We start from the raw sequence: 24953 nt of genomic DNA, 5'->3' as shown, positions 1-24953 counted from the left end.
TATTGCCTGTGTGATGGAAGGCAGATTTAAATTTTTATTCATTCTTCAAATGGCTAATTCCAGTAAACCTCTATTTAAAGGCTTTAAAGCGAGCTTCGATTTCAGTTAACTTACCATTGACAAATTCATCTTTTATCGCTTGTTTTTCGGTATTATCCATTTGAATATTGTTTCGAATGGCATTGTCTTTGATTAATTCTTTCGCTAAGTCGTTCATCATTTCTGCGTAAGGATAGAGATTGAGTTTAGCAAATTTTTCTAATTGGTTAAGTTGTTCACGAATTGATTCTGAATGGATATCACCTTTCATGATCTGATCAAAATCGGCTTTAAATTTTGCATAATTTTTTCGATAATGGTCAATAACTTCTTTTTGATAATCTTTGGCTTTAATTTTGCTATTTTCTGTGTAAATTTCTATTTCGTGATTAGGATTAAGTTGTTGAAAGGCATTTAAAAAAGTTGGAGTTTCAAAGAAATCAGACCATTTCTGTCTTTCGACTATTTGATCTCGGAAGGCAGCAAAATTATCTAATGCTTCAAACATCACTTTAAGTTTAGGGTCATTTTCTATCATGGTTTTTGTTGGTTCTCTTCCTGCTAAACGGCTCAATAATAAAATTAATCGATCATCTGTTGAACCTGGGATATTATTTTCTCCTTTTTTAGCAAGTTCAAACACAATTTCTGCTGTAACATGTAGGGCGTTGGAAATTTCTTGTTTATGGATATATTTGTTTAGTTTCAAATCCTGACTAGGAACAGCAAAAAGATGTCCATCTCTTAGAATTAAAATATTTCCTCTTGTATTAAAAAATGTTTTTAAAGCGCCATATGTGGATTCGGATTGATGATTGACCAGAAAGGAAGCAATTTGTTGTGAAGTGGGTTCAGAACTTGTTTTCTTTTTATCTGCTTGAGAAATTGAGCCTGCTTTAGTTCTAGGATGAATTTCCTCTTTCCTCGCATATAGTTGATCTTCTGAAGGTAATTTAGATTGTAAAATTTGTCCTATAATATTGAAATTGAGATTTTGATTTAGCGGTAAAGCTTGAGCCTCATTTTCAATTCTTCTTTGTTGTTCTCCTAAAAGTTTTAATTTCTTCAAGTTTAATGAAATACCATCACTTTTTGTCTCAGGATTACCCTCGTCAAGAAATGTAAAGTCAGTTAGATAAACTCCTGTTTTTGGCATATAAGGAGTTGCTTTACTTTGAAGGCCTTTATAGGCATCTCTAAGTGCTTTAGAATTAAAATCTGTTGATAAAAGGGTTTGAAGTTTGTTCAGTGTAGCTTTAATCTCATTTGAAATAGACTCTTTTTGCATAGTATTAAAGACGGGAGCTGCATTTAATCCTGCTATGATTGCTGTTGTCATTTCATAGTTCCTAGGGTCGCCATTCGCAAAGCGATCTGCCATTTTGACGAAGGCCCCATAAACCCTCATGCGATCTTTTGAAGAATAAGTAGGATTCATAAGAATCTCTTGACCGACAAATCTAGCTATTTGATTAAAAAAGGCAATATTTGTTGTTATATTTGGAGCATTATTTCGTTTATCCTCAGCAGTTCCTTTATTCCATTTGAGTCCATGAAATTCTTCTGGTTGAATTGCTTTAAAAATTGCAGTAGAAGCATGATTTAAATCACTCATGAATGCGGAAATGAATTCTTTTTCTTCTTTTGAACTCATTTTTCCTTTTGCCAAAGCAGAAAATTGCTCGGAAAGGTTAATTGCAGGATTAGCAACTTGCATTTGAGAGACAACATCAATTGGGGAATTACTTGGAGTTGTCAGAACAGAATTAAGAGCTAAAGCATATTTACCTGATTGATTTTCTCGAATTGTTTGATTTGTGTCCTTTTGAGCAAGTTCTAATAGCTCATGAAAGGCTTCTTTTTTTACTATTCCTCGTTTGACGAGTTGAACCGCAAAATCTAAAACCACTTTTTTTTCTTCAACAACTTGTGAATTGAGAGCGTATAAAGGATTTCCATCAGTTTTGGCTTGCTTTTCAAGTTCTGCATGCTTTTTAAAAACATCTATTAATGCCTTTGAGAGTATTTCAATATTACTTCCATCATCTTTTTTAATAAAATTCATCCATCCAGCTCCAAATAAAAAATCTTGCCTTAATTGATTTTGATCTAATTGAAGAAGGAAAGGAACCAATGTTTCCATCGTTAAAGGTTTACCTTCGTTAGCTAAAGCAGATTCTATCTTTTCAATATAAGTCTCTTGGCGTGGAAAAGATGCTTTAGCTTGATCAATTTGGGCGAAAACGGCGTCAAATTCACTTTTAATCTTTGCTGATTTATCTAAAACATAAAGTTGATTTAGAAGATTCGCTTTTAAATTTTCTAGTTGAGGAATATCATTTTGATAAAAAAGATTTTGGTCTAAACATATTTTTAATTGGGAGATCACTTGTTCAGCAGTTTTTTGAGCAGTTTCACTTGTTCCTTTTCGAACTTTAAGACCGATTTGTCTTTCAACTAATTGAGGATGTCCATTTTTCATTGAAAGTTTATGTGATTTTTGTTTGGTACTCAGTTCATTTGTGACACTTATTAAAGAATCAAAATTTTGTCTATATAAGCTTTTGTCAGCTATTTGACTTGATGTTGCATTTTCATATGCCTTTAGTTGATCTTGTAATTGAATTTTAAGAGAATCCAGTTGTTCAGCCCACATGACAGCTATTTTTTCAACACCTTTTCCCTCTAAACCCGGAAAATTGTGCGCATTTACAATATCTTTTAATTTTTTATCGATCCATTTTAGTTCGTTTTCTATGCTTTGCCGAGCTTCTACCTGATTCGGATTTTGAATAGCTTTAGCAAAGTTATCACTAATTTTACTATAAGCCAGTCGAACTGTTTCAAAAAATGCTTGTTGGTGAGAATTCATTTCTTTTACTGTCGTTTTTGGGGAAGACTCTTCTACTTTTGAACGGTCTCTATTTATATTAGAACTAGGAGAAGCTTTTACCCACTTACTTGAAGGTTTAGCCTCTTCCGATTGTGAGGCGGAGGAATTGGCTGGGGCCTGGTTGAAAACATTTTGACTTACATAATCGCAGAGTTCTGCATACATTTTTTGAGCAGGGTCGTTTTTCTCGGCAAAAGTAGCAATTTGTTGCCCTTCTAAGTTTTGAATTCCTTTTTGATTAATACGAGCACCTGCAAATTCACCGTTTAGGAGTTGTTTATTTAGTAACATAATAGCCACTTTGCCAGACAAATGTTCCAAATCTGTGGATTGAAGAGAAAGGTTAGGATTAACTAGTCGGACATAAAATGTTTTTTCTCCAAAAGAAATAATTCCTGTGTTTGGAGTAGATTCAGAAGTTTTAATCGAGATTTTATGTTGAACTAGGAGATTTTTTTCAATGTTTGACAAGGTTGGAATTTGTACTTGGTGAGTAGGATTCATGTCATTATTCATTTATCCCCCTAAAAAACTAATAATTAACTAAATTAATTAAATTTAATTATATAATTTATTTTTTTATTATTAAATTAATTAAATTAGTTTTAATAATAAATATATTAATAAAATTAATTGAATAGATGAAAAAAGAATGCCAAAACAGCCTCTTTACAAAAATAAATTTCCTGATAGCTTGAATTTAGAGTTTTATTTTTTCCAAATTTAGGAGTCAGCATGCCGAAGGTACTGGTGATGAATGCAGGTTCAAGCTCGCATAAACTTTCGCTTTTTAGTGATAAAATTGAGAATGCCGGATCAGCTTTATGGAAAGCTCATATAGAATGGGGAAAAAAAAATCCTAGTTATACTTTGAAAAACGGAAGCCAAGAGTCCAATCCCATTTATTTGCAAACAACTTCAGTTAAACAAGGGATCCAAGAAGTGATAGAAAAGTTGTGGATAGGAGATTTTGCTGTCATTAAAGAAGTGCATGAGATTGAATGGATTGGGCATCGCGTTGTTCATGGAGGTTCTTTATTCCATCAGCCTGTTTTGATCAATGCATCGGTAAAAAAAGACATTAGCAATTTAAGTTCTTTAGCCCCTTTACATAATCCTATCAATTTAGAGGGGATTGAATTATTAGAAAAAATATTTCCCTCGATTCCTCATTTTGCCGTTTTTGATACTGCTTTTCACCGGACAATGCGTGAAGAGATTAAAACCTATCCTATTCCTTATGAATGGAAGGAAAAGGGGATTGAACGTTATGGTTTTCATGGAATAAGTCATTCTTACTGTGCAAAACAAATAAAAAAATGGATAAAGCCTCAAGAAACTCCTTTTAAGCTTATTAATTGTCATTTAGGAAATGGAGCATCTCTTTGTGCGATACGAGATGGGTTCAGCATAGATACAACCATGGGATTTACTCCGATGGAAGGTTTGATGATGGGGACTCGATCAGGTTCTATTGATCCCGGCATTTTGATTTACTGTTTGAGAAATAAAAATCTTTCCTTAGAAGAACTCGATCATCTTTTAAATTTTGAATCGGGATTAAAAGGAATTGGAGGAACTTCTGATATGAGAGAGATTCATGCTTTTAAAAATAAGCAGTCACAGCTGGCTCTAGATATGTATATTTATCGTTTAAAAACTGGAATAGGAGCTATGACAGCTTCTCTTGGAGGAATTGATGCTTTGTGTTTTACAGGTGGAATTGGAGAAAATGATAGTTATCTTCGAAAAAAAACTTGTGAAGAATTAGCTTATCTTGGCATTCAACTGGATTTGCAAAAAAATCAAGGGGGGAATCAGGATAAAGAAATTAGTTTGCATGATTCACCTGTCAAAGTTTTCGTCATTCATACACAAGAAGAATGGATGATTGCTAAATCTTGCTTAGAGTATTTGACTTGAGGTTAAAAATTCAGAAATTGAGCGTTGAATAAGTTCTCGATTCACCCTAGCAACATCTTGAAGAAATGTAAGACGATTGATTTGAAGAGAAATTTTTTGAAGAGATTGTTCTTTTATATTGCTATCCTTTTTTTGCTCTTGCAATTCTAAAATTGTTCGATGGTGCACACGCAAGTAAACTTGATTAAAAGTATCTAACAGATATTGATAGCTAATTTCTTCTTCAATGTCAGTTTCTAAAAGAGAAGTTCTGGGTGTTTGAATGATCTCTGGAGAAGAAAAACCATTTTCAATTTGATTTAATAAATGACTGCTAGTTTCGATTAATTGAGTAAATAAGCTAATACAACGATCTAAACTTGCCTGTAGAACCTTTAATAATTCTAGAATTTGATTTTGAGTGATAGAAGAAAGCGGATTTTTGACAACTTCTATCGCAACTTTCTCATCAATAAATTGAGATTGATTTAAAAATTTTTCTGTTACCTCTAGCAAAGTTTTATTAAGAATATTTTTAAATCCGATTCCCCCTTCTGTGGCATTAATTAAAGTTAATTCAGGGTGTTTTTCTGCAAATTCAGTAATCCACTCTGATTCTGAAATCCATTTCCAAAGTGTTCGAGTGAGTTTGCCATTAATGTCTTCTCGTAAAAGAAGCTCGGATTCAAAGTCATTAGCAGTTTTAAAGTCATCATCAGTCAGTTTTAAATCTTCAATGACCCCTTTGGCATAATAAGTTTCGTCTGTAAACGCGAGGTCGACACCTACTAAAATAATCGGATTACATCCTAAGGCATGAGCAATTTCTAAACTTAAATTGACGACATTGTGTCCTTCATCTAATTCTTCACCTTTTAAGTTTAATTGTTCTTCAAACCATTTTGAAATATCATATCCTCCTGTCCCAGACAGATAAAGTTTAGGGCCAGAAATTACCTCAAGAGCTTTATGAAATAACCTTTGGCGGTAAAAAAAAGGAATTTGATGAGGCTTGGCGGCTGCCACTCTTGAAAGTTGTGCTTGATTGGGATCTACTGCCACACCAAAGTGTGGAATAATTCCTTTGGGAATTAAAGCATTTAAAGCAGAACTACCAGCAAAAATAAGCGCTCTATCTTTAAGGTTTTTTAGTTGTTCTAAGTTTTTATTTAAGGAAGGACCGGCTCCACAAATAATGGCTGGAGTTTGTTTAAATTGTCCAAAAAGGGCATTACCAAAATAAGACTTTGGAAGCATGAGCAAATTAGGATAGAAATTGCGGAAAAAGGCAATTCCATATTGTAAATACTCTTCTACAAAAGCTTTTTTTTGATTGAGATGATAAGATAAAAGATGTTTAAGTTTAGAAAAGCCTTCTGCATTAACTTCTAGATAAAGTTTCAAAGCTGAAATAGCAAAAGTATCGTTTAAATATTTCCAAGATAACTCATTTAGCAACGTTTTATCTTCAAAACCATTTTCGAGATAAACAATTTGAACTTGAGCATCAGAGAGAAGCTTTGTTCCAATTTCCGTTTCAAACAAACGACAAAGAATGCCTGGATCTTCTTCTAAAAAAACTAAACGGCGTCTCTCATCTTGTTTTAACCAATCTAATGCTGCTAAGTAATAGTATCCCAAACCAATTCCATAAACGAATAAAATGGAAATATGTTGAGGGCTTAAATGGTCAAACCAGTTTTTAGCTTCTATTTGAGCAGATTGTGAAGAGTGATAAAAATAAGTAGTCCCTTTATATATACGCTTTAAATTGTTTTCATTTTGATTCGTTTTTACAAATAAGAGATCATCTGCCTGTGCTGTCAGTAGTTGATAAGCAAGTTTGGCGTCTTTTTTTTGTAACCGTTCTAAGTTATCTTCAAACCTTTTATCATTCATGAAGGTTTCTTCTCTTTATTTTTCTTAAGTTCTTCAGCATGTTTGAGATTCTCTTTCATGGTTTCTGTGAGTAATTCTTTGAGATTTTGCATTCCTTTTAAAGCGTCTTTTAGTCCGGCAAAATCTTCTGCTAGTTTTAAATCGACATCTTTAGATTGAGTTAAATGTTGTTCAACAATAGGATCCATTTGTTGAAGTATATTTTTTAGTGTCTCTTCTAAATTATCGGCTTTTTTTTGTGTTTGTTCGTAGATATAAGAGAAATTTTCGATGCCACGTTCATAGGATTTGATACATTGTCCCTGTTCATCCCAAATCTTTAGATCGAAATCATTAGGGAAATGATAAATCATCACTTCTTTCCTTTTTTCTCCTTTGAGGTTCCATTGGATCGCTTTGCCAGTAGGGACTCCTTCTTGATAATGACATTCTAAAATTTGTTGACCAGTTTGATCCCACATCTTTTCAACACCATGCCGTTTTCCGCTTAGGTAATGCAATTCTCTAATGATTTTGCTATCTTGTGTATAAACAAAAACTTCTCCATTTAATAATCCATTGAAATAGTGAGTCACAATGTGAGGAGATCCATTAGCATAAAAATACTCTTGTTTTCCATGCAGTAATCCTTCTTTATAGCGGCCAACGCTATAAAGATTGCCTTGATTAAAGTATTGAATTGTTTTTCCTACCCGTTTTCCTTTGATAAACCAGCTTTCAGCTAATAACTGGCCATTTTCTTGATAGAAACGAGAAGGTCCGTGAAGCAATTGCTGATCATAAAACATTTCATATTGCAATTGACCATTTGGGAAAAAAGCCGCGAGGCGATCTGTGTTTAGATTCGGATGAAACGTTTCTTGAATACAAATGCCTAATTCAGGATCTTGAATTTCCAAACGGCCATCTTCGAATCGGTATATTTCCCCCATTGAATGAGAAAAAGCTCTTTTTTGATAAGTAAGTGCAATCGGGGGAGGAGAAAAAATAAACTTTTGAATTCCTTCGTTCATTAACTGGATGTTCTGCGAGAGTACCTCTTCTAAAAAACAAAAACGTTCTAAGGTTTCTTGAAACTCATTACTTTTTTTGGCGTGAATCAGCTGATGTGATTTTTGGAGATATTGATAAGCCATGTCAAACATATCTAAGAAGTGTCGATATCCAATTTCTGTTTTGATGCTGCTATCTGTTATAATCGTTTGTGTATCAAAAAAATTGGTAGTCGAAGAAGCAAAAATTTGAACCGTTTGTTTAGTTTTTATTGTTGAACGATAAGCTTCTAAACATCTGTCTAAACTATTTTTGAGTTGATTGATTAAGTTTAAAAGAGCGGGTTTAGTGATTTTGGGTGGTTGGTTTTGGATTTCGGCATGAACCCAATTTGAAATATCATAAGTTTTAGCCAAATACAGGTTGGAAACTTCCTCTAGAGAAAGATTAGGAACTGAAGGAAAACCTAAGCCGCCTTCAGTCGCGTTAATCATTTGTATATCAGAGTGATGTTTTGCAAATTGGCCTAACCAATTAGCTTCTGCTATCCATTCCCATTTAGTTTTAATCCACTGATTAAAAATATCAGTTCTTAATACAGCTTTTTGATCACCTGTTTGATAAGGTTGGCTGATATCGATCCAGAGGGGATGAGTAGAAATACCTTTTGCATAGGGTTGTATTTCGGTGTATGCAAGGTCCATTCCAACATAAATAATAGGGTTACAGCCCATCTTATGAGCAATTTCTGTGCATAGATTAACGACATTGTGTCCTTCATCTAATTGTGGTCCTGCGATATCTAACTCTTTTTCAAACCAAGATGCCAGTTGATTTGTTGATCCTGAAACATAGATTTTAGGCCCTTGCATGAGCTGAAAAGCAGCATGTGAAATTCGTAAACGATAAAGAAAAGGAATGTGAAAAGTATGGTTAGTTAATAAACGATGGGTTTGTTCAGGGTTTGGATCTAATCCTAAACCAAAATGTGGTTGTATGCCTGCATGGTTGAGCACATTTAAAGAGGAACCCCCCGCAAAAATTAATGCATTTTGTCCTAGATCTTTGAGTTTATGAATGTTTTTTTCTAGAGAGGGTCCAGCTCCACAAATGATAGCTGGGATATTTTTAAATCGATCAAAAAGATTTGTGGCAAAATGAGATTGGGGAAGATGAAAAATATTTTGGTAAAAATTTGTTAAAAACCCCTTTTGACCAGATAAATATTCATTGTGTAAAGCTTCTAAAATCTTATGGTCATGTAGGATAACATAGCACAAAGCTAAAGCTTCCATTTCTTTACGTAATGCATAGTAAGGAAGTGTCAGAAATTCAATAGGTCTATTGATAAAAGCACTGTTAAGTTTACAGAAGCTTTCATAGTCTGATTGATAGTTACGAAAATAAAAAAGAGTAACTTGAGAATTTTGAAGTAACGAAGAGGCAGTGTTAGTGAATAAAAAATAGTAAATGATTTCAAGATTATCTTCTAAAAAGATCACATGTCTTTGGGGATTTTGCAAAAGCCAGGGCTGTAATACCTCATAGAAATATCCTAGTCCTAATCCATAAATATATAGAATTTCTCCTTTTTCTAAAAGCTCGGGTGAAATTGAGGTAGACGCTTCTTCTAATGCTCCTGTTTGCGCATGCAAATAATCATCTATTCCAAATTTTCTTTTAAATAAATTAGGCTCCCCTTTAGTGGTTTTACAAGGTGTAAATTCCTCTTGTTGTAAAATCCCTTCTAGTTGATAAGCTGCCAATGGATCACGAGAAGAGAATAACTCAAAATTTCTATCATAGTTATCTGAATTAAAAGGCAAAATTGTCATAAGATCACGTCCTTTGCAATCGTTCCGTCTGGAAACCAACATCTGGCCTGTTTAGGTAAATTCTGATGATATATCACTTCTGTAAATAGTTGGCCATTTTCATACCAACTTTTTTCTACTCCTTCTCGCTGACCATTCGAAAAATATAGCTCTCTTTTTATTTGGCCATGAGGGTAATACAGTTTGACCATGCCATTCAAAATACCTTTTTGATAATTAATTTCACTTTTTAAAGTTCCATCCTCGTAAAAGTAATAATGAGTTCCTTCAAATGGTCTACCAAGATTGGATGAAGTAGAATAAACATTTCCGGATGCATAATAGGTTGATTGTCTGTCAGAGTTCGAAAAAAGGGGAAAATGTTGAACGGGTAGCGTTTGATTTGCAGGTGAATTTTCTTTTAATGTGTTTTCAATAATTGTTAGATTAACCTTGCACGTTTGCCAAAGAAAACGATATCGCTCCTCTGTTAGTTCGCGTTCTTTAATCATTTTTAAATTATTCGATATGCGATTTAAATTTCGTAAATCTTTCTGAATAAATGTCATAAAAAAATCATCAAATTGGCTTAACAGATAATTGAAGCCAGGCTCTTGCTTCAATTTGTCCGGAAATATCATCTCATTTTCTTTTGAGGTATTTAATATGTCCTGAAGAGTATTTTCACAATTTTTGAGGCTGAGATAGAAAGTGTTTATTACTTCTTTTACGTGCAAATGACTAACCGAAATTTTTCCAGCTTCTTGAACCCTATGATGAACCATTTCATTTATATCGAAAGAGTGAGATAAATGAGATTGAGTGAGTTCTTCTAAAGAAAGATTAGGAATGGAAAAAAGCCCAATTCCTTCTTCCGAGGCATTGAAAATTTTTAAATCGGGATGAGAACGCTGATAAAGATCAATCCATTGAGCTTCAGCGATCCAAGGCCAATAACTCCAGACGTGTTCTCCTTTCTTATTTTTAACTTGTAAAGGTTGACCTAAATGCGTTTTTTGATCGGCTTTTTGAGGAAAAAGTGGGTGCCTTTCCACGCCAGATGCATAATGCTCTCCTTCTTGATAGGAAAGATCCAATCCAACAAAAATAATCGGATTACATCCCAAAAAGTGAGCAATTTCTAAAGCTGTATGAACAACATTATATCCTCCTTCTAGTTGTAAAGAAGGAAGATTAAATTGTTCTTCAAACCATTTAGCTACTGAATAATAAACGGCTCCTGATAAAAATAATCGAGGGGCATGAATGGCAGTTAAAGCTTCATAATACAAGCGATGACGATAAAAAATAGGGGTTTCAAAGGCTTTATTCATCACCTGACGATGAAAAGTTTCAGGGGTAGGATCAATATTAACTCCAAAATGTGGCCAAACGCCTTGATGACTTAAGACATTGAGAGCACTGCCTGGAGCAAATAAAACAGCTTTGTCATATAAATTTTTTAAAAGTGGAGCTTGTTTGTTTAAAGAAGGCCCAGCTCCACAAATAATAGCTGGGATATCTTTGAATTTGCCAACTAAATTGTCTGCTAAGTAAGCTTGGGGAAGTTGGAAAAGGTTGCGGTAAAAATTATTAAAAAAAACTATTCCGAATTGAGCCAATTCTTGATAGCGAATATTTAATTCAGCAGATTCAAATTCAATCAAATCTTTGATTGTAGCAAAAAAATTGGCTTTATGAGTCGAATAAGAAGGGAGCGCTGTGATGGCAAAGGAACGAAGAATATGGTCCTCTGTTATTGAGCGGATAATTGTGCGGTCGTGCTGAGCTTCGGAAATGTCTATAATATCTACCTGAGGATCTTTTAATAAAACAGAAGACTTTTTTGTTTGTAAAAAATAATGGATGACTGCAGGTTCATCTTCTAAAAACACTAGATAACGATGTCTGTTAGTTTTTAACCAAGGCTGTAAAACATCATAAGCATATCCAAGACCTAGCCCATAAATATAGAGAACATCACGATCTTCAAGATCTAATTCTCGAATCCAGATAGAGGTTTGTTCTAAAGCTTCATTTTCCTTATGAATAAACACGTTAACATCCTCCTGCTTCGTTGCGAAAGAGGAAAGTTTAGGCAGGGATTGGAGTTTTACAGCTAAAGGGGGATTGATCAGGGCTAAAAGAGAAAGATTTTGATTGAATAGATTTGGATCAGACATTCTTTTTCCTTTAACGGGATTTAAATATCATTTAACAGAAAAGCGAATGTCTTGCAAATTTTCTCAATCAAAATTGCTATTACAAAATTGCTATTACATAGGAATCCAATTTTTATCACCACCTAATGGTTTAAATCGTTTACGCCGTTCTTTGATTTTTTGTTTAAGCGGATCTTCTTTTTTAACAGAAACTTTTTGTCCTCTTTCCATGATTTTTGAAAAGGCGAACTGTAGTTTTTTCGCATCTTTCTCGATTTCTTGCGCTTGCTTTAATACGCGCTTATCTTTATCACTAATCATTTGAGAGCGGCTAGAATCTATTTTTAAGTTTTCAACGTCAATATTCGCATCTTGAAAAGTCTTTTGATTTACATCATTAAAAAGAGCAATTGCATTTTCTAGTCTTTCAATTTCCTCTATAATTTGAGGTGTTAAATTATTGGAAATGGAGCCATCATGATTTTGAATTTTATGCAGAATCTCTGTAATTTGCGAAAGCAAGGGTTCTATTGGATTTTTATCTTTCATCTTCTTTCCTCCATGATTTTCTACTTTTGTTCTATTATTTCTAAATAACGAAAGCATTAAAAGATTCCAAGTTTAAATTTTCTGAAATAGAGAGAGTTTAATCATATGGTTAAAAATAGAGGAAAAATGAATGCGGTTTAATCGTATGAATTTGTATTAAAAAATTAGGTAGTGCTAAATAGGTAAGGCTCTCAATTGTCTATTGTAATCACAAATAAAGTATTTTATTAACTAAATGGGATTAGTTAGTTTTTTAGAAAATGAAAGTGTTTTCCTTACAAGCCTTGCACATCTTTGTCTTAAGAGTACAATTAAATCTTTCCATGTCGCTTGTCTGACCAGATTACTTGCTAACTGGTTGATGTTGACTCCAAAGAATGGTTTCATAATAGACATTAAATTTATCCGTGAAATAGAGAGCTTTTTTTAATGATTTGGGTAGTTTTGCAAATTTAAGCAGGTCAAAAAAAACGGCTATTTATTTCTTTTACCTAGATATTTTCATAGAGAATTCGCTTGGTTTTGATTTTCTATTGCATTCTCAGTTCAAGCTCATTTTTCCGCTATTAAAAACCAACTTTTCATTTTCACTTTGGATTGGCATGCAAATTGCACCTTAGGAGGAAAAAAAGGGGGTTTAGCTATGGTCAACCCAACCGGATCTTTTCCAAGTCATCCATCTCAAGAACAAAATATCCAACAACCTGCGTCGCAAGCTGCAGAAGGAAAAAAAAGAAAACAAAAAGGAAAGGAAAAAATAGAAGATACTCATCAAAAAACTGAGGAAGCGGCTCAGACCGCCATTCAAAGTTTATCTACTCCCGAATCATCTCCCCCTCATAAATTTCCTAGGCGAACAAAAGAAGAAGAAGAGGCCTTAGAAGCCGAGGATACTAGTTCTTTGAATAGCAGCAGGAGTTTGCCGACAAGAAAAAGCACTCAAAAAGAGAGTAAAGTTTATCAAGAAACTTTTCCGGCCGCAATGCCTTCTAGGGGAACAAAATCCAAAGCAGGGGATAAAATAAACCCACCTAAACTTGAAAAGCGTTCTTCCTTTGGTTTAGAGAGCAATAGAGAAATTTATATCAATGCAAAAGAATTTATTGCAAAAGCTGTAGAACCCTTTTTCCAAATTAATAACCCCCTTTCTTTGAAGCTTGGTCAATTCATTGCTAAAATGGATGCCTATAATAATCGGGGAGATAAAAATGAAAATCCCCCTGCAGAATTAATTGACATGCATGCGCAAGCGCGGCTACTTCTTTTTCTTCACATGGGCATAGCTTACTCTGGGTTGGAATGTCAAATTGATTGGCTACCAGCCAAAAAACAATTTTACATCGGCTCAGAACAAACAGGCACAGAAGCTTGTCATCACTCTTTATTTGCCGAAGTGAATGATACCTATCTTTATACGCTTAAAGAGTCTTTACTGGAAGCAGTACGCGCATTGCGTGAAAACCAAAGAGAAATTCCTCTTCCGTTAAAAGAAAGGCTCCTTAAGATAAATGTCTCTAAAGAAAGACTTCAAAAGACAATTAAAGCTATTTTAGACAATAAGATTCGCGCATCTGAGGGAATTGAAAACTTGTGGAAAGAGACATTTCCTTCTTCTCCAGAACATCCAGAGTTAAAAAAGTCTTTAGTGGAAGCAGTACGCGCATTGCGTGATAACCAAAAAGAAATTCCTCTTCCGTTAAAAGAAAGGCTCCTTGAGCTAAATGTCTCTGAAGAAGGACTTCAAAAGACCATTAAAGCTATTTTAGACAATAAGATTTACGCATCTGAGGGAATTGAAAACTTATGGAAAGAGACATTTCCTCTTTCTATAGAGAATCAAGCCCTAGCAAAAGATTCTTTATTCCAATATATAGAGGAGCGACAAAGGCAGCCGCAAGAAATAATAGGCAAGCTGCAAACAAAGGGGATTCCTAGAAATGTTATTAATGCATTACTAAAAAATAAACGATTAAAGAGAGTGGATGTAAATGTGGATGAAGTGTTTAAAAAATGGGTGAATCCTTCTTTATGGGCAAACACGAACTTTTATTTTTTAAACCATCATACTTTAATAGCTCCTTCTGCCTTAAATAAAGTGGACGATTTAATTGAAAAAAAAGTGCGCTCCGGTGCTATGAAAATCCTTAATGCTATTGCCAAAAAAGAGATTAGCCCTTTGGAAGGTACTCAAGAAGTAGGCAAACTCATTATTGCAAGCCTGGGTAAAAGCCTAAAGTTTACACGAAAAAAAATTGCTTTAGTCACCGATTTAGAAAAAGAATTGGAGAAGCTGGGCAAACTTTTTAACGGGTTAGAGATTGAAAAAACTAGCGCTAGTCACACCCCCTTGTACAAAAAGTTAGAAAATTTAAAAGAGGTGCAAAGCACCGTTAATGAACTCATGCGCATTCTCGATGCATTAGCAAATCTTAATCACTCTCCTTCCCATATAGCGATTGTGGATTTTAAAATAGAACAAGCAAGAATTAAAACAATGCAAGACACGTTCAATGAATTTAGAACAGAGTTAACAGGACGGATGGATAAAACATTTGAAAGTCGCTATCAACAGTATCGGCAAGCCCCTTTTTTTCAACATCAAAAACAAATCGAGGAACTAAAAATCACCATAGAGGAGAAAGAGAGGGAAAAAGAAGAGTTTGAGCAAGAATTGAAAGAAAAGGATTTGACTCCAGAAGAAAAGAGGTTGTTGTTCTCACTAGAAGAGAATCTACCAGAAAATTCAACTTTCCTAAATCTTGAACCTAAAGAAAAGCTAGATTTAGCTGAAAAGTTATCATATGGCGAAGCTAAACGTTATGAAGCTTATAAAAGTGTTATAGATAAATTTCTGGAAAAAACTGCCTTAAAAAAGGGCCTAGAGGAAATAAAGAGAATAATTCAGCAAAATCGACGTTTAATGCAGGAACTAGGAGAAGGGAAAGAGCCTGAAGATGCTTATTTCAGAACACAATATCTAAACATTTCAAAAGTAATAATTGAATGGTCAATAAACTCTCAGTTTAGATTAATTCATTATCCTATGTCTAGCGCTACGCTTTCTTTTGTCGAAGAGTTATTAAACCTACAATCCAGGGCGACTTTTCAGCTTGCCCAGGATTTGGAGCAAGCTGATCCTTTTATTTATGAAGAGGAAGCTTTAAAGCAAGCCTTGATTAGACGGTCAACTGAATAAGCTAAATTTCAAAGCTTAAGGATGTGAATGGGGGAGTGAAGCCTTAGCAAAGTCCCAAACATCTAACCCCCCTTCTTTATCGCAGCAAGCCAAACGGCGCTCATCTGCATAAATACCTATTAAATTACACTCTAATGCTTCTGCTTCTCTATCTTCCAATTTCTTTTTTTGTTTAATAGAGCAAAAAGCTCCCACTGTTTCAGGCTTATCTTTGATATTTAGGCATTCGATTATATAGTAGGGATTAGTGGCCACCCAGCAATGTTCCTGATCGCGGTCGAAGCTAAGAAACTGGACAGGAGATATACCAAAGGAGTGCGTTGTAATCCTTTTTCCAGTAGTAGGTTCATAAAAAGTGACATCCCCTAAATCAAATCCCACGGCGAGTTTTTCGCCATTATAGGCTGAAGCAGTAATACATTTAGCTTTGGAGTTGCGACTAAATTTTGATCCTCTCTCAAGAGACCCCTCAAAGATTTTTTCTCCGCTAGTAACATTCCAAACCGTACAGAGGCGTTTCACCGCATCCTTCCCCAAAATAATGACACGCTTTTCATCAAATTGCACCAGCTCTTTGGAAAGAGGATCTAAAAAGAGCCCCTCCAAAAGGATCGGTTCCAGATTTTGGGAGGCATTCTCTTTTCGAATAGCTTTGATAAAATAAAGCTTGCCATCTTCACATTGAATCAAAATTTGGTTATCGCGGCAATCGAGCGAGCGGATGGAAGAGCGGAAAAAGGGAGATTCGTAATATTTTAAGCCATTTTCTATATTAAAAATGGCAAATTGCTTGCGCTGAGGCAACACTAAAATAAGCAACTCTTGGTCAACATGGGCTTCTTCAAAATTTCCCACCCTGCTTAAGGGTTGCGAAGGAAAAGGTTCTTTGAGTGGCCAGCGATAGAGGGAACCTTCTTGGGTAACTTGGATCATATGCCCTTCTAGATAGTGGATCAAACGAGAGTTTTCGTCTTTTAGGTTATCAAAAACTAATTGACAGCCCTTTTCCTCAAGAGAATAGACTTGAGCAGTTCCAGAAGTGACTTGGATGAAAGCTACTTTTTTTTCTACCTTTAATTTAACAGTTTCCGTTGCTGCAAAGCCAGGTAATTGGTAGGTGTCATGCTTACAACGATCTTCACATAATGTGGGTTTGTTACGTTTGACTTCTTTTAGAATTTGATGCTTTTTTTTATAAATTTTCTTCCAGTTTGAATTTAAGGTCGGGCGGGTCGAGAATGTCAACTTTTTCCATTGGCGACAAAACTGGGCTTTCCATAAAGAGGAATCCTCTGCTAGCTGTTGCCATGCTTTGCTGACTAAAGAAGCCATGGCGAGGTCTTTTGGGCTCTTAAGATGATTAAAAATGGCAACTTTTGTTTCTTCAGGCAAAACTTCCATAGGGGATTTTAAAGAAATTTGCATAAGACCTCTATCTTTATTAAGAGAAGATGATTAGTTAAATAATAGCAATTATATTTAATAAGTTTATTTTTTTCTAGGCTAAATTGATTCAAAAATGGTAACTAAAGATTTTATTAAAGATAAAATGAAAAGAAAATTTATAATATATATGGCGGCCAAATCTTTATTAAGAGAAGATAGACTCTAATTTGCTCAACATGTTTTATTAGGCAATTCAAATCGAGCATAATTTGAAAAAGGAATGCGATCTAAGCAATCCTTTTATAATTTCTATAGCTAAAAACATATGGAAGTGGCCTTTTTAAAAAGGCTACTTCTTCGAAGTTTTATTACTTTGATTACTCGCTAAGTCGGATTCTAACTTGTTCTAAATGTAAAAATTAAAAATAACGTGTTAAAGTTAAACCAATTCTTTGTAATACAGGGTATCTTTCTTGCTGTAATAATCGGTATTCAATACCGAGCTCGGTATTTCGGCAAAGGGAATATTTTAATCCAGCGATTGCTTGCCATACTAATCCTTTATTTTTAAAACGTAGTCGCGAAGATAAGAACATATCTAATCTTTGCCATTGCGTATGGCCTCTAGATTGATAATAACCTAATCCTCTTCCTATATATGGCTTGAGAGGAAAGTCAACATCAAAATCATAATACACATTAGTGATGAGTGATATGATCTCTTTAAATCTTTTTCCTCCACGCACCACATAAGTATGGTTTGTTTTCTTTTCAAGAAAACTTTGAAAGGATGAATCTAATTCAAAACGGAAATCGGACAGTTTATAGCCAATTGCTGCCCCAACATAGTACTCCATATGGAATTTGAAATTTTCTATTTTTCTAGATATGCTTGTACTGCATTAATACTAAAATATATTTTTTTGTTTAATTCATTTTGTTTTTCGTCGTTAGCATATCCCATATTTAGGTAGTACTAAATAAGTAAAGGCTATTCCAATAAACTACTCTAATTGGATAAACTAATGTCTTAATTCAAAGTGTGGTAAATAATGGGGCTAAAATTATTAACAAACAAAGAATTGATTTTATTATCAATGATTTACCTGGGGATTTAAATGTACACGTCACTTGTCATGAGAACGATGAGCTAGAAGTGGCTAAACTTGAAGGAGATGAGCGATGGAGTTGGGCAGGAAATAAGAAAAATGATCTGTGGCTATGGCTCGTTTTCCATAAAAAAATTGCCAAGTGTTGGCTAGGCAATTAGATCCTCGAGACAAAAAAACCGCTGAGCTTCTTTTTGCAAAACGACCTGAATCCTTAAAAAAAGCCCTCTATTTCACGGATAAATTTAATGCCTATTATGAAACCATTCTTTGGAGCAAACATCAAGCAGTTAGCAAGCTATCTGGCCAGACAAGCTACATTGAAAAATTTAATTTTACTCTTAAGACAAAGGTATGCAAGTTTTGTAAGGAAAACACTTTCATTTTCTAAAAAGCTAACTAATCCCATTTAGTTAATAAAATATTTTATTTGTGATCACAATAGACAATTGAGAGCCTTACCTATTTAGCACTACCAAAAATTATCAATGACCTTTTTTTCTACGGATATATGCTTTTAGGCTTCGCCATTTTTCTATAGAAAAAGCTGCGAGGACGTGATTTTTCTATTGGAGGTTAATTAAAAGAAAGTTTTTGACATAACCCTCAATCACAAATCCTAATCGATTTAAAAGCTTTGCACTTCTCGTATTCATAGGCCATGTAATTGGACATGATTCTATGGAGGTTTAAGTTCTTCAAAAATATATTGAATTGACATTTCTAATGCTTCAAACATAAGTCATTAACCTTCATATACATAATCGATCTTGTAATCTAAATAACAGGCTTAGAAAAGCCATCGAAAAATTTGTGTGAAATGACAAAAACCAATGATTAAGTCCTGATTTGTTTTTGATCTAATAAAAATCGAGCAGTTTGTCTTTTTTGCATTCTTGATCCAACTTTTTAACCATATTCGTAGTCGAGAGATTTCTGATGCATGCTGGAGAGAATGTGGAATGACAGTGGTTCCTCACTTTGCTAAATGGTTTCTATTGCGTATGCCAAAATCATGAATAGCAGAAAGATCTTCTAAGCTTAGAAAAGTTAAAATGAGATGGGAAGTTATCAATTTTTTTTAACATATATTTTAATCAAAACGTGGGCCTGGGCAACAACCTTTCTATATTCTTAATTGTTCTAAACACAGCGATTTATTACTAATCTAAATTTTTAGGTTATCGCCTTGCTAATCAAGTACTTCCTCTCAATGATGAAAATTGATTGACTATTCTCTTCCATTATAGTAAAAATTTCGAACATACAATATGTTGTGTTTTTAAAAACAGCATGTTGTTATTAACCGAAGTTTGAAATTTTTCGATCAAATTTTTTGATTCCTCTATGAAAAAAATTTGCTTAGTTGCGAATCATTAATTTTTCAAGAAATCATCTAAATTTCAAGAAATAAACTTTAAACTTAGGTTGTTAGATAAAGTGCCTTTAGTTACGGCTAAAGGAGAATAGGGAAACGGGTGCAAATCCCGTACGGTGACGCCGCTGTAACGAGTGACAAAGGTCTCTTCTTATCACCACTGCTTTTTTATCACGCAAGAGTCAAAATTTGCGTTTTTTAGCGGGAAGGTTAGGACCTAAGGATGATCTCGGAGTCAGAAGACCTGCTTTATCTTACTCATCCTCATTCAAGTCTTAATAAAGCTTGAGTGAACTGTCTCGTTAAAGACAGGATGGGAAAAAGCACGCAGCGCATTTTAGGTTTTTTCAACCTTTTTCATTTCTTGCACGCTCTTTTCCCTTTTGTCATTTTTTTAATGTACTCATGCTATTTCAAAATAGCGATGGAACTGTATTGCTTTAATTTAAAAGGAATTTTTTATGCAGGTGACTGAACCTATATTGCGAGAAAATAAAGATCGTTTTGTTCTTTTCCCTATTAATCATGCCGAAATTTGGCAAATGTACAAAAAAGCAGAAGCGAGTTTTTGGACAGCAGAAGAAATTGATTTAACTTCTGATCTTTTAGATTGGGACCGTAAGCTTAACAACGATGAAAAATATTTCATCAAACACATACTAGCATTTTTTGCAGCCAGTGATGGAATTGTCAATGAAAATTTAGCCGTTAATTTCATGAGTGAGGTGCAATATCCGGAAGCGCGTTGTTTTTATGGTTTTCAAATTATGATGGAAAATATTCATTCAGAGGCATATTCGTTGCTAATTGATACTTATATTAAAGATCCTACTGATAAAAATCGACTCTTCAAAGCTTTAGAAACAATCCCATGCATCTCAAATAAGGCTGATTGGGCATTGAGATGGATTTCGCAAGGGAGTTTTAGTGAGCGTCTAGTCGCTTTCGCTGCTGTGGAAGGAATCTTTTTTTCGGGGAGTTTTTGTTCTATTTTTTGGCTTAAAAAACGAGGGTTAATGCCTGGATTAAGTTTTGCTAATGAACTAATTTCAAGAGATGAGGGGCTTCATTGTGATTTTGCTTGCCTGCTTTATTCTCAGCTTAACAATAAACTTCCTTTAGAAACGCTTCAGGCTATTATTTCGCATGCGGTGGCTATTGAAAAGGAATTTGTACAAGATGCACTTCCCGTTCGCTTAATTGGAATGAATGCCACTCTCATGTGTCAATATATTGAATTTGTTGCTGACCGTCTTCTGGTTGCACTTGGATCTCCTAAGTTGTACAACGTTGACAATCCATTTGATTTTATGGATCTGATTTCCATGCCGGGGAAAACAAATTTTTTCGAAAGGCGGGTATCAGAATATCAAAAATCAGGAGTGATGTCAACGAAAGAAAATCATGTATTTACCATTCACGAAGATTTTTAAGGGAGTAAATCATGTTTGTTACTAAACGAGACGGACGTAAACAAGAAGTTAAATTTGATAAAATTACAGCTCGCATTCTCAAGCTTTGCTATGGGCTAGATTCAGTGCATATCGATCCAGTTTTGATTGCTATGAAAGTGATAGAAGGGTTATTTGATGGAGTTACAACAAGTGAATTAGACAATTTAGCTGCCGAAGTGGCAGCTTCATTAACTGTAAAGCATCCTGACTATGCTTTACTCGCTTCACGGATTGCTATTTCCAATTTACAAAAGAACACTAATAAATCATTTGCACGTACGATCGGTGAACTTTACCATTATATCGATCCTAAAACAGGGAAAAAAGCCTCTTTAATTGCTGAGGATGTATACAAAATCGTGCAAAATCATGCCGAAATTTTAGATGCAACAATGATTTATGATCGTGATTTTGGTTACGACTATTTTGGTTTTAAGACGCTAGAGCGTTCTTATTTATTGAAAATTAATGGGAAAGTCATCGAAAGGCCTCAACATCTGCTCATGAGAGTATCCATTGGAATTCATAAAAATGATATTTCTGCAGCCATTGAAACCTATCATTGGATGAGTGAGCGTTGGTTTACCCATGCTACACCTACTTTATTTAATGCCGGAACACCTTATCCACAAATGTCTTCTTGTTTTTTGATGCAAGTAAAAGAAGATAGTATCGAAGGAATTTTTGACACGCTGAAAGCATGTGCAAAAATTTCTCAAGCTGCAGGAGGAATCGGTTTAAGTATTCATAATATCCGTGCGACAGGTTCTTATATTCGAGGAACGGGAGGAATTTCTAATGGAATTATTCCTATGCTCCGCGTATATAATGATACGGCGCGCTATATTGATCAAGGAGGAGGAAAACGGAAAGGATCGTTTGCCATTTATCTTGAACCTTGGCATGCCGATATCTACGCTTTTTTAGATTTAAGAAAGAATCACGGAAAAGAAGAATTACGAGCACGCGATCTTTTTACAGCTCTTTGGATTCCAGACCTTTTTATGAAGCGGGTGGAAGAAGATGGCGTTTGGTCGCTTTTTTGTCCTAATGAAGCACCCAATCTTCATGAATGTTGGGGAGAAGAATTTGAACATCTTTATTGTCTTTATGAACAAGAAGGAAAAGCTCGAGAGGTAATTAAAGCACAAGATTTATGGTTTAAAATTTTGGAATCTCAAATTGAAACAGGAAACCCTTACATGCTTTTTAAGGATGCCTGTAATTATAAATCTAATCAAAAGCATTTAGGAACAATTAAGTTAAGTAATTTGTGTACAGAAATTATAGAGTACACTTCACCCCATGAAGCGGCTGTTTGTAATTTAGCCTCCATTGCTTTACCACGGTTCATTATTAACGGGCATTTTGATCATCAAAAACTTTTTGAGGTTACGCAAGTGATCACAAGAAATTTAGATAAAATTATTGATGAAAATAGTTATCCTATTGTGGAAGCGCAAACTTCAAACTTGCTTCATAGACCGATAGGGATTGGAGTACAAGGGCTTGCAGATGCTTTCATCTTGCTGAGGATGCCTTTTGATTCAAAAGAAGCGCGAGCGTTAAATCAAGCCATTTTTGAAACTATTTACTTTGGAGCTTTGACAGCCTCTAAAGATTTAGCTAAAAAAAAAGGAAGATATCCTAGCTATGAAGGGTCACCGATTTCTAAGGGAATTTTACAATATGAAATGTGGAATGTCAAACCTAGCTCAAATTGGGATTGGGAAGCATTAAAAACTGAAATAGCTGTCCACGGAATACGCAATTCTTTACTTGTGGCGCTCATGCCGACTGCCTCGACTTCACAAATTTTAGGAAATAATGAGTGTTTTGAGCCTTATACCTCAAACTTATATACACGGCGTGTTTTATCGGGAGAATTTATTGTTGTGAACAAGCATTTGATGCGGGATCTTGTGAAAAGAGAGTTGTGGAACGAAGAGATGAAACAACGTATTTTAGCTGCTAACGGGTCTATTCAAGGGATCGAAGAAATTCCATCTGAAATCAAAGAGCTATACAAAACTGTTTGGGAAATTAAGCAAAAAGCTTTGATAGATATGGCTGCTGATAGAGGACCTTTTATTTGCCAGTCTCAATCGTTAAACTTATTTGTCGAAAGCCCAACTTTTGCAAAGCTCTCTTCTATGCATTTTTATGCCTGGAAAAAAGGATTAAAAACAGGCATGTATTATTTGAGAATTAAAGCTGCTGCAGAAGCGATAAAATTTACCGTTAATCAAAACTATGAGCAGCCGCAACAAGAAATTGCTTGTTCTTTGGATTGCCTCAGCTGTAGTGGCTAACGTTTGTCTCATATGGCTAAACACTGTCATTTTAAGGGGAAATAGCTAATTAATCAGCTACTTTCCCTTAAAATGACAAGCGTTTCAACTTAATCCTAATCTTTTTAGGCTTGCCAGAGATCCGGAAATAACTGTAATAGAGGGCGAAACTATACTTAGAAAGAGGCAAACTGATTCCTATTATTTGAAGTAGTTTTAACTAGTTTGACGCAAAATATTTTTAAAAATTAAAATTAAATACTATACTTATTCTTAAAATTTAAATAGAATTGCATTTTTATTATTAATAGAGTAAAATAAGAATCGAATTCATATATAAACATTGTTTTTTGCAATATTACATTTGTTGCTAGCACATTTTCTTATTAAATTTTTTGCTAAAAGTTTATTAATCTTTAAAATTTTTATAACAAAAAGACTAAGCGATGAACTCTTTAATTAACTACTTGCCTTCACGAGTAGCAAGCCAAGTTACTTCAGCAACAACGGATGAAGAAGTTTTTAGTTATTTTTTAGATAATGGAAATACATCGAGTTCGCAAAATAATAATTTTACTGATTTAGTTAAATTTTTTCATCAAATTCCCAAGAATGCGTTAGAGTCACACATTAAATTGACAGAATTAATAGTTGTCGAATTTAATTCTGTTTATAGCAGCGAAAAAATCTCTACTGAAACGTCTGAAGACATTCGCCAAATTTTTAAACAAAACTTCAATTGGTTTGAGCAGCACAACATTTTCAAAATACTCGATCCCAATGCAAGAGTGGTAATTAATGATAAAGCGATTCTTGTGAATAAATTGAAGATTTGTGCGCAATCAGAACTTTTAGCAAAAATGGATTTAAATTCCAGTGCAACTGCTACGGGAGAGTTGAAGCTAGATCTTCCTCATCCAGAGGCAGGGCGCAAAATAGTGAAAGCGCTTCAAACGGGTGTTTTCAAAAATACAAAAAAAGTTGAGAAAGCCCTAAACCTTGTTTTAGAAGCAAATGATTTAGAGATTTGCCCTTCAATTCAAGAAAAAATTGAAAATAATTTCATTGAGTTGCTCGATAAAAATACCTTATTAAAATTTTATCTTTTTACCAAGCAGCATCAGATAGCGACGCTAGAAAAGTCTTGCTTACAATTGATATCTACTTTAAGTGTTTCAGATTTAGGCAAGTTCTGGGATTCCCTCGATTCTATACAAACTGATGGACTTGATTTGTCTGAAATTCGCCAATCTTGTATCGATGCTTCAGTAAATCTAGCCATAGATTTAATAAAAAAGAAAGGTCCGCTGAAAGGATTTCGAGCGAAGATTAAAATGAGCTGCCTGAAACCCATCCTTCAGCATTGTGTGAAAATTATAGGCAATCGCAAAGTTTGTGAATTAAGCAATAATCAGTTGTTAAAGTTATTTAATCTCGTGTCTCGAGATTTTTATGAGTTTGAGGTGGATCAAGCCAAAATTCAATCTTTGAGTCCATTTACCAATCTTGTTAACCTTTCACGCTTAACTCTTACAAATGCTCCCAAATTTTATAGTTTAGGAGGAGCTTCAAAATTGACACATATTAAGCATCTGAATTTAAGTGGTTGCCTAGCATTAGAAAGTATTGAAGAAGTAGGCACTTCATTTAAGCAGTTAAAAACGATTGACCTAACGGGGTGTATTCTTTTAAAAAATCTGGCGGTTTTAGAAAATTGTCTAAACCTAGAGAAGGTGATTATTAAAAATGCCGAGTTAGAGACCATACAATCTTTACGCCATATGTTTAACCGCTGTCATATCGTGACTGCATAAATAAGAAGCTAAGACCTTCAGAGAACGTAACCGGGTTTTTCTCTCCTTGAAATCTTAGCATCTGTCAACGGTTA

The 24953-nt window shown here is 34.4% G+C and carries 12 protein-coding genes, 2 pseudogenes and 1 riboswitch; of the genes and pseudogenes, 6 read left to right on the top strand and 8 right to left on the bottom strand.

Features of this window, described 5'->3' with window-relative positions:
* Positions 1 to 70: 70 nt before the first annotated feature.
* Complete coding sequence (locus PC_RS06545; protein WP_044045120.1) at positions 71 to 3448, bottom strand: RasGEF domain-containing protein; 3378 nt, start codon at positions 3446 to 3448, stop codon at positions 71 to 73.
* A 219-nt stretch (positions 3449 to 3667) separates the two neighbouring features.
* On the opposite strand from PC_RS06545, the gene PC_RS06540 reads away from it, so the two are divergent.
* The gene (locus PC_RS06540) at positions 3668 to 4855 is read left to right on the top strand and encodes an acetate/propionate family kinase (protein WP_011175911.1); all 1188 of its coding nucleotides are present in this window, start codon (positions 3668 to 3670) and stop codon (positions 4853 to 4855) included.
* On the opposite strand, the gene PC_RS06535 is transcribed toward PC_RS06540, so the two are convergent.
* The 5 genes and pseudogenes from PC_RS06535 to PC_RS11330 form a co-directional block, all read right to left on the bottom strand.
* Complete coding sequence (locus PC_RS06535; RefSeq protein WP_011175910.1) at positions 4838 to 6733, bottom strand: motility associated factor glycosyltransferase family protein; 1896 nt, start codon at positions 6731 to 6733, stop codon at positions 4838 to 4840. The two genes, PC_RS06540 and PC_RS06535, sit on opposite strands and share 18 nt — an antisense overlap.
* On the bottom strand, positions 6730 to 9561 hold the full coding sequence (locus PC_RS06530) for a 6-hydroxymethylpterin diphosphokinase MptE-like protein (RefSeq protein ID WP_011175909.1): 2832 nt from the start codon (positions 9559 to 9561) through the stop codon (positions 6730 to 6732). Before PC_RS06530 ends, PC_RS06535 begins: the two co-directional genes overlap by 4 nt.
* Entirely contained in the window at positions 9558 to 11723 is a 2166-nt protein-coding gene (locus tag PC_RS06525) for a 6-hydroxymethylpterin diphosphokinase MptE-like protein (protein WP_011175908.1), read from the bottom strand. Before PC_RS06525 ends, PC_RS06530 begins: the two co-directional genes overlap by 4 nt.
* A 93-nt stretch (positions 11724 to 11816) precedes the next feature.
* On the bottom strand, positions 11817 to 12251 hold the full coding sequence (locus tag PC_RS06520; protein ID WP_011175907.1) for a hypothetical protein: 435 nt from the start codon (positions 12249 to 12251) through the stop codon (positions 11817 to 11819).
* Between the two features lie 231 nt (positions 12252 to 12482).
* Positions 12483 to 12708, bottom strand: a pseudogene (locus PC_RS11330) (IS1 family transposase); the annotation flags it as partial.
* Between the two features lie 186 nt (positions 12709 to 12894).
* Between PC_RS11330 and PC_RS06515 the strand changes: the two are divergent.
* Positions 12895 to 15447 (top strand): hypothetical protein, encoded by a 2553-nt coding sequence (locus tag PC_RS06515; RefSeq protein ID WP_044045116.1) that lies wholly within the window; start codon positions 12895 to 12897, stop codon positions 15445 to 15447.
* Positions 15448 to 15462: 15 nt separating this feature from the next.
* Here PC_RS06515 and PC_RS06510 read toward each other — a convergent pair whose 3' ends face one another.
* Positions 15463 to 16872 carry an F-box protein gene (locus PC_RS06510; RefSeq protein ID WP_011175903.1) on the bottom strand — a complete coding sequence of 470 codons (1410 nt, stop codon included), beginning with the start codon at positions 16870 to 16872 and terminating at the stop codon, positions 15463 to 15465.
* 380 nt (positions 16873 to 17252) lie between these two features.
* Positions 17253 to 17690, bottom strand: a complete 438-nt coding sequence (locus tag PC_RS06505; protein WP_011175902.1) for an outer membrane beta-barrel protein — start codon at positions 17688 to 17690, stop codon at positions 17253 to 17255.
* Positions 17691 to 17914: 224 nt separating this feature from the next.
* On the opposite strand from PC_RS06505, the pseudogene PC_RS11325 reads away from it, so the two are divergent.
* From PC_RS11325 to PC_RS06480, 4 genes and pseudogenes are all read left to right on the top strand, one after another.
* Positions 17915 to 18355 (top strand): annotated as a pseudogene (locus PC_RS11325) (IS1 family transposase); the annotation flags it as partial.
* A 1008-nt stretch (positions 18356 to 19363) separates the two neighbouring features.
* A riboswitch (cobalamin riboswitch) is annotated at positions 19364 to 19586 on the top strand.
* 195 nt (positions 19587 to 19781) lie between these two features.
* Positions 19782 to 20753, top strand: coding sequence for a ribonucleoside-diphosphate reductase small subunit (locus PC_RS06490; protein WP_011175898.1), 972 nt, complete (start codon positions 19782 to 19784; stop codon positions 20751 to 20753).
* An 11-nt stretch (positions 20754 to 20764) separates the two neighbouring features.
* Positions 20765 to 23086, top strand: coding sequence for a ribonucleoside-diphosphate reductase subunit alpha (locus tag PC_RS06485; RefSeq protein ID WP_011175897.1), 2322 nt, complete (start codon positions 20765 to 20767; stop codon positions 23084 to 23086).
* Positions 23087 to 23511: 425 nt separating this feature from the next.
* Positions 23512 to 24879, top strand: a complete 1368-nt coding sequence (locus PC_RS06480) for a hypothetical protein (RefSeq protein ID WP_011175896.1) — start codon at positions 23512 to 23514, stop codon at positions 24877 to 24879.
* Positions 24880 to 24953 lie beyond the last annotated feature (74 nt).

The organism is Candidatus Protochlamydia amoebophila UWE25 (assembly GCF_000011565.2).
Classification (GTDB): domain Bacteria; phylum Chlamydiota; class Chlamydiia; order Chlamydiales; family Parachlamydiaceae; genus Protochlamydia; species Protochlamydia amoebophila.
This window is presented reverse-complemented; position numbering and strand designations above follow the sequence as displayed.

Bases quoted from the DNA above. Each gene is read 5' to 3' on its own strand.
- PC_RS06545 (WP_044045120.1), bottom strand. From the start codon at position 3,448: ATGAATAATGACATGAATCCTACTCACCAAGTACAAATTCCAACCTTG.
- PC_RS06540 (WP_011175911.1), top strand. From the start codon at position 3,668: ATGCCGAAGGTACTGGTGATGAATGCAGGTTCAAGCTCGCATAAACTT.
- PC_RS06535 (WP_011175910.1), bottom strand. From the start codon at position 6,733: ATGAATGATAAAAGGTTTGAAGATAACTTAGAACGGTTACAAAAAAAA.
- PC_RS06530 (WP_011175909.1), bottom strand. From the start codon at position 9,561: ATGACAATTTTGCCTTTTAATTCAGATAACTATGATAGAAATTTTGAG.
- PC_RS06525 (WP_011175908.1), bottom strand. From the start codon at position 11,723: ATGTCTGATCCAAATCTATTCAATCAAAATCTTTCTCTTTTAGCCCTG.
- PC_RS06520 (WP_011175907.1), bottom strand. From the start codon at position 12,251: ATGAAAGATAAAAATCCAATAGAACCCTTGCTTTCGCAAATTACAGAG.
- PC_RS06515 (WP_044045116.1), top strand. From the start codon at position 12,895: ATGGTCAACCCAACCGGATCTTTTCCAAGTCATCCATCTCAAGAACAA.
- PC_RS06510 (WP_011175903.1), bottom strand. From the start codon at position 16,872: ATGCAAATTTCTTTAAAATCCCCTATGGAAGTTTTGCCTGAAGAAACA.
- PC_RS06505 (WP_011175902.1), bottom strand. From the start codon at position 17,690: ATGGAGTACTATGTTGGGGCAGCAATTGGCTATAAACTGTCCGATTTC.
- PC_RS06490 (WP_011175898.1), top strand. From the start codon at position 19,782: ATGCAGGTGACTGAACCTATATTGCGAGAAAATAAAGATCGTTTTGTT.
- PC_RS06485 (WP_011175897.1), top strand. From the start codon at position 20,765: ATGTTTGTTACTAAACGAGACGGACGTAAACAAGAAGTTAAATTTGAT.
- PC_RS06480 (WP_011175896.1), top strand. From the start codon at position 23,512: ATGAACTCTTTAATTAACTACTTGCCTTCACGAGTAGCAAGCCAAGTT.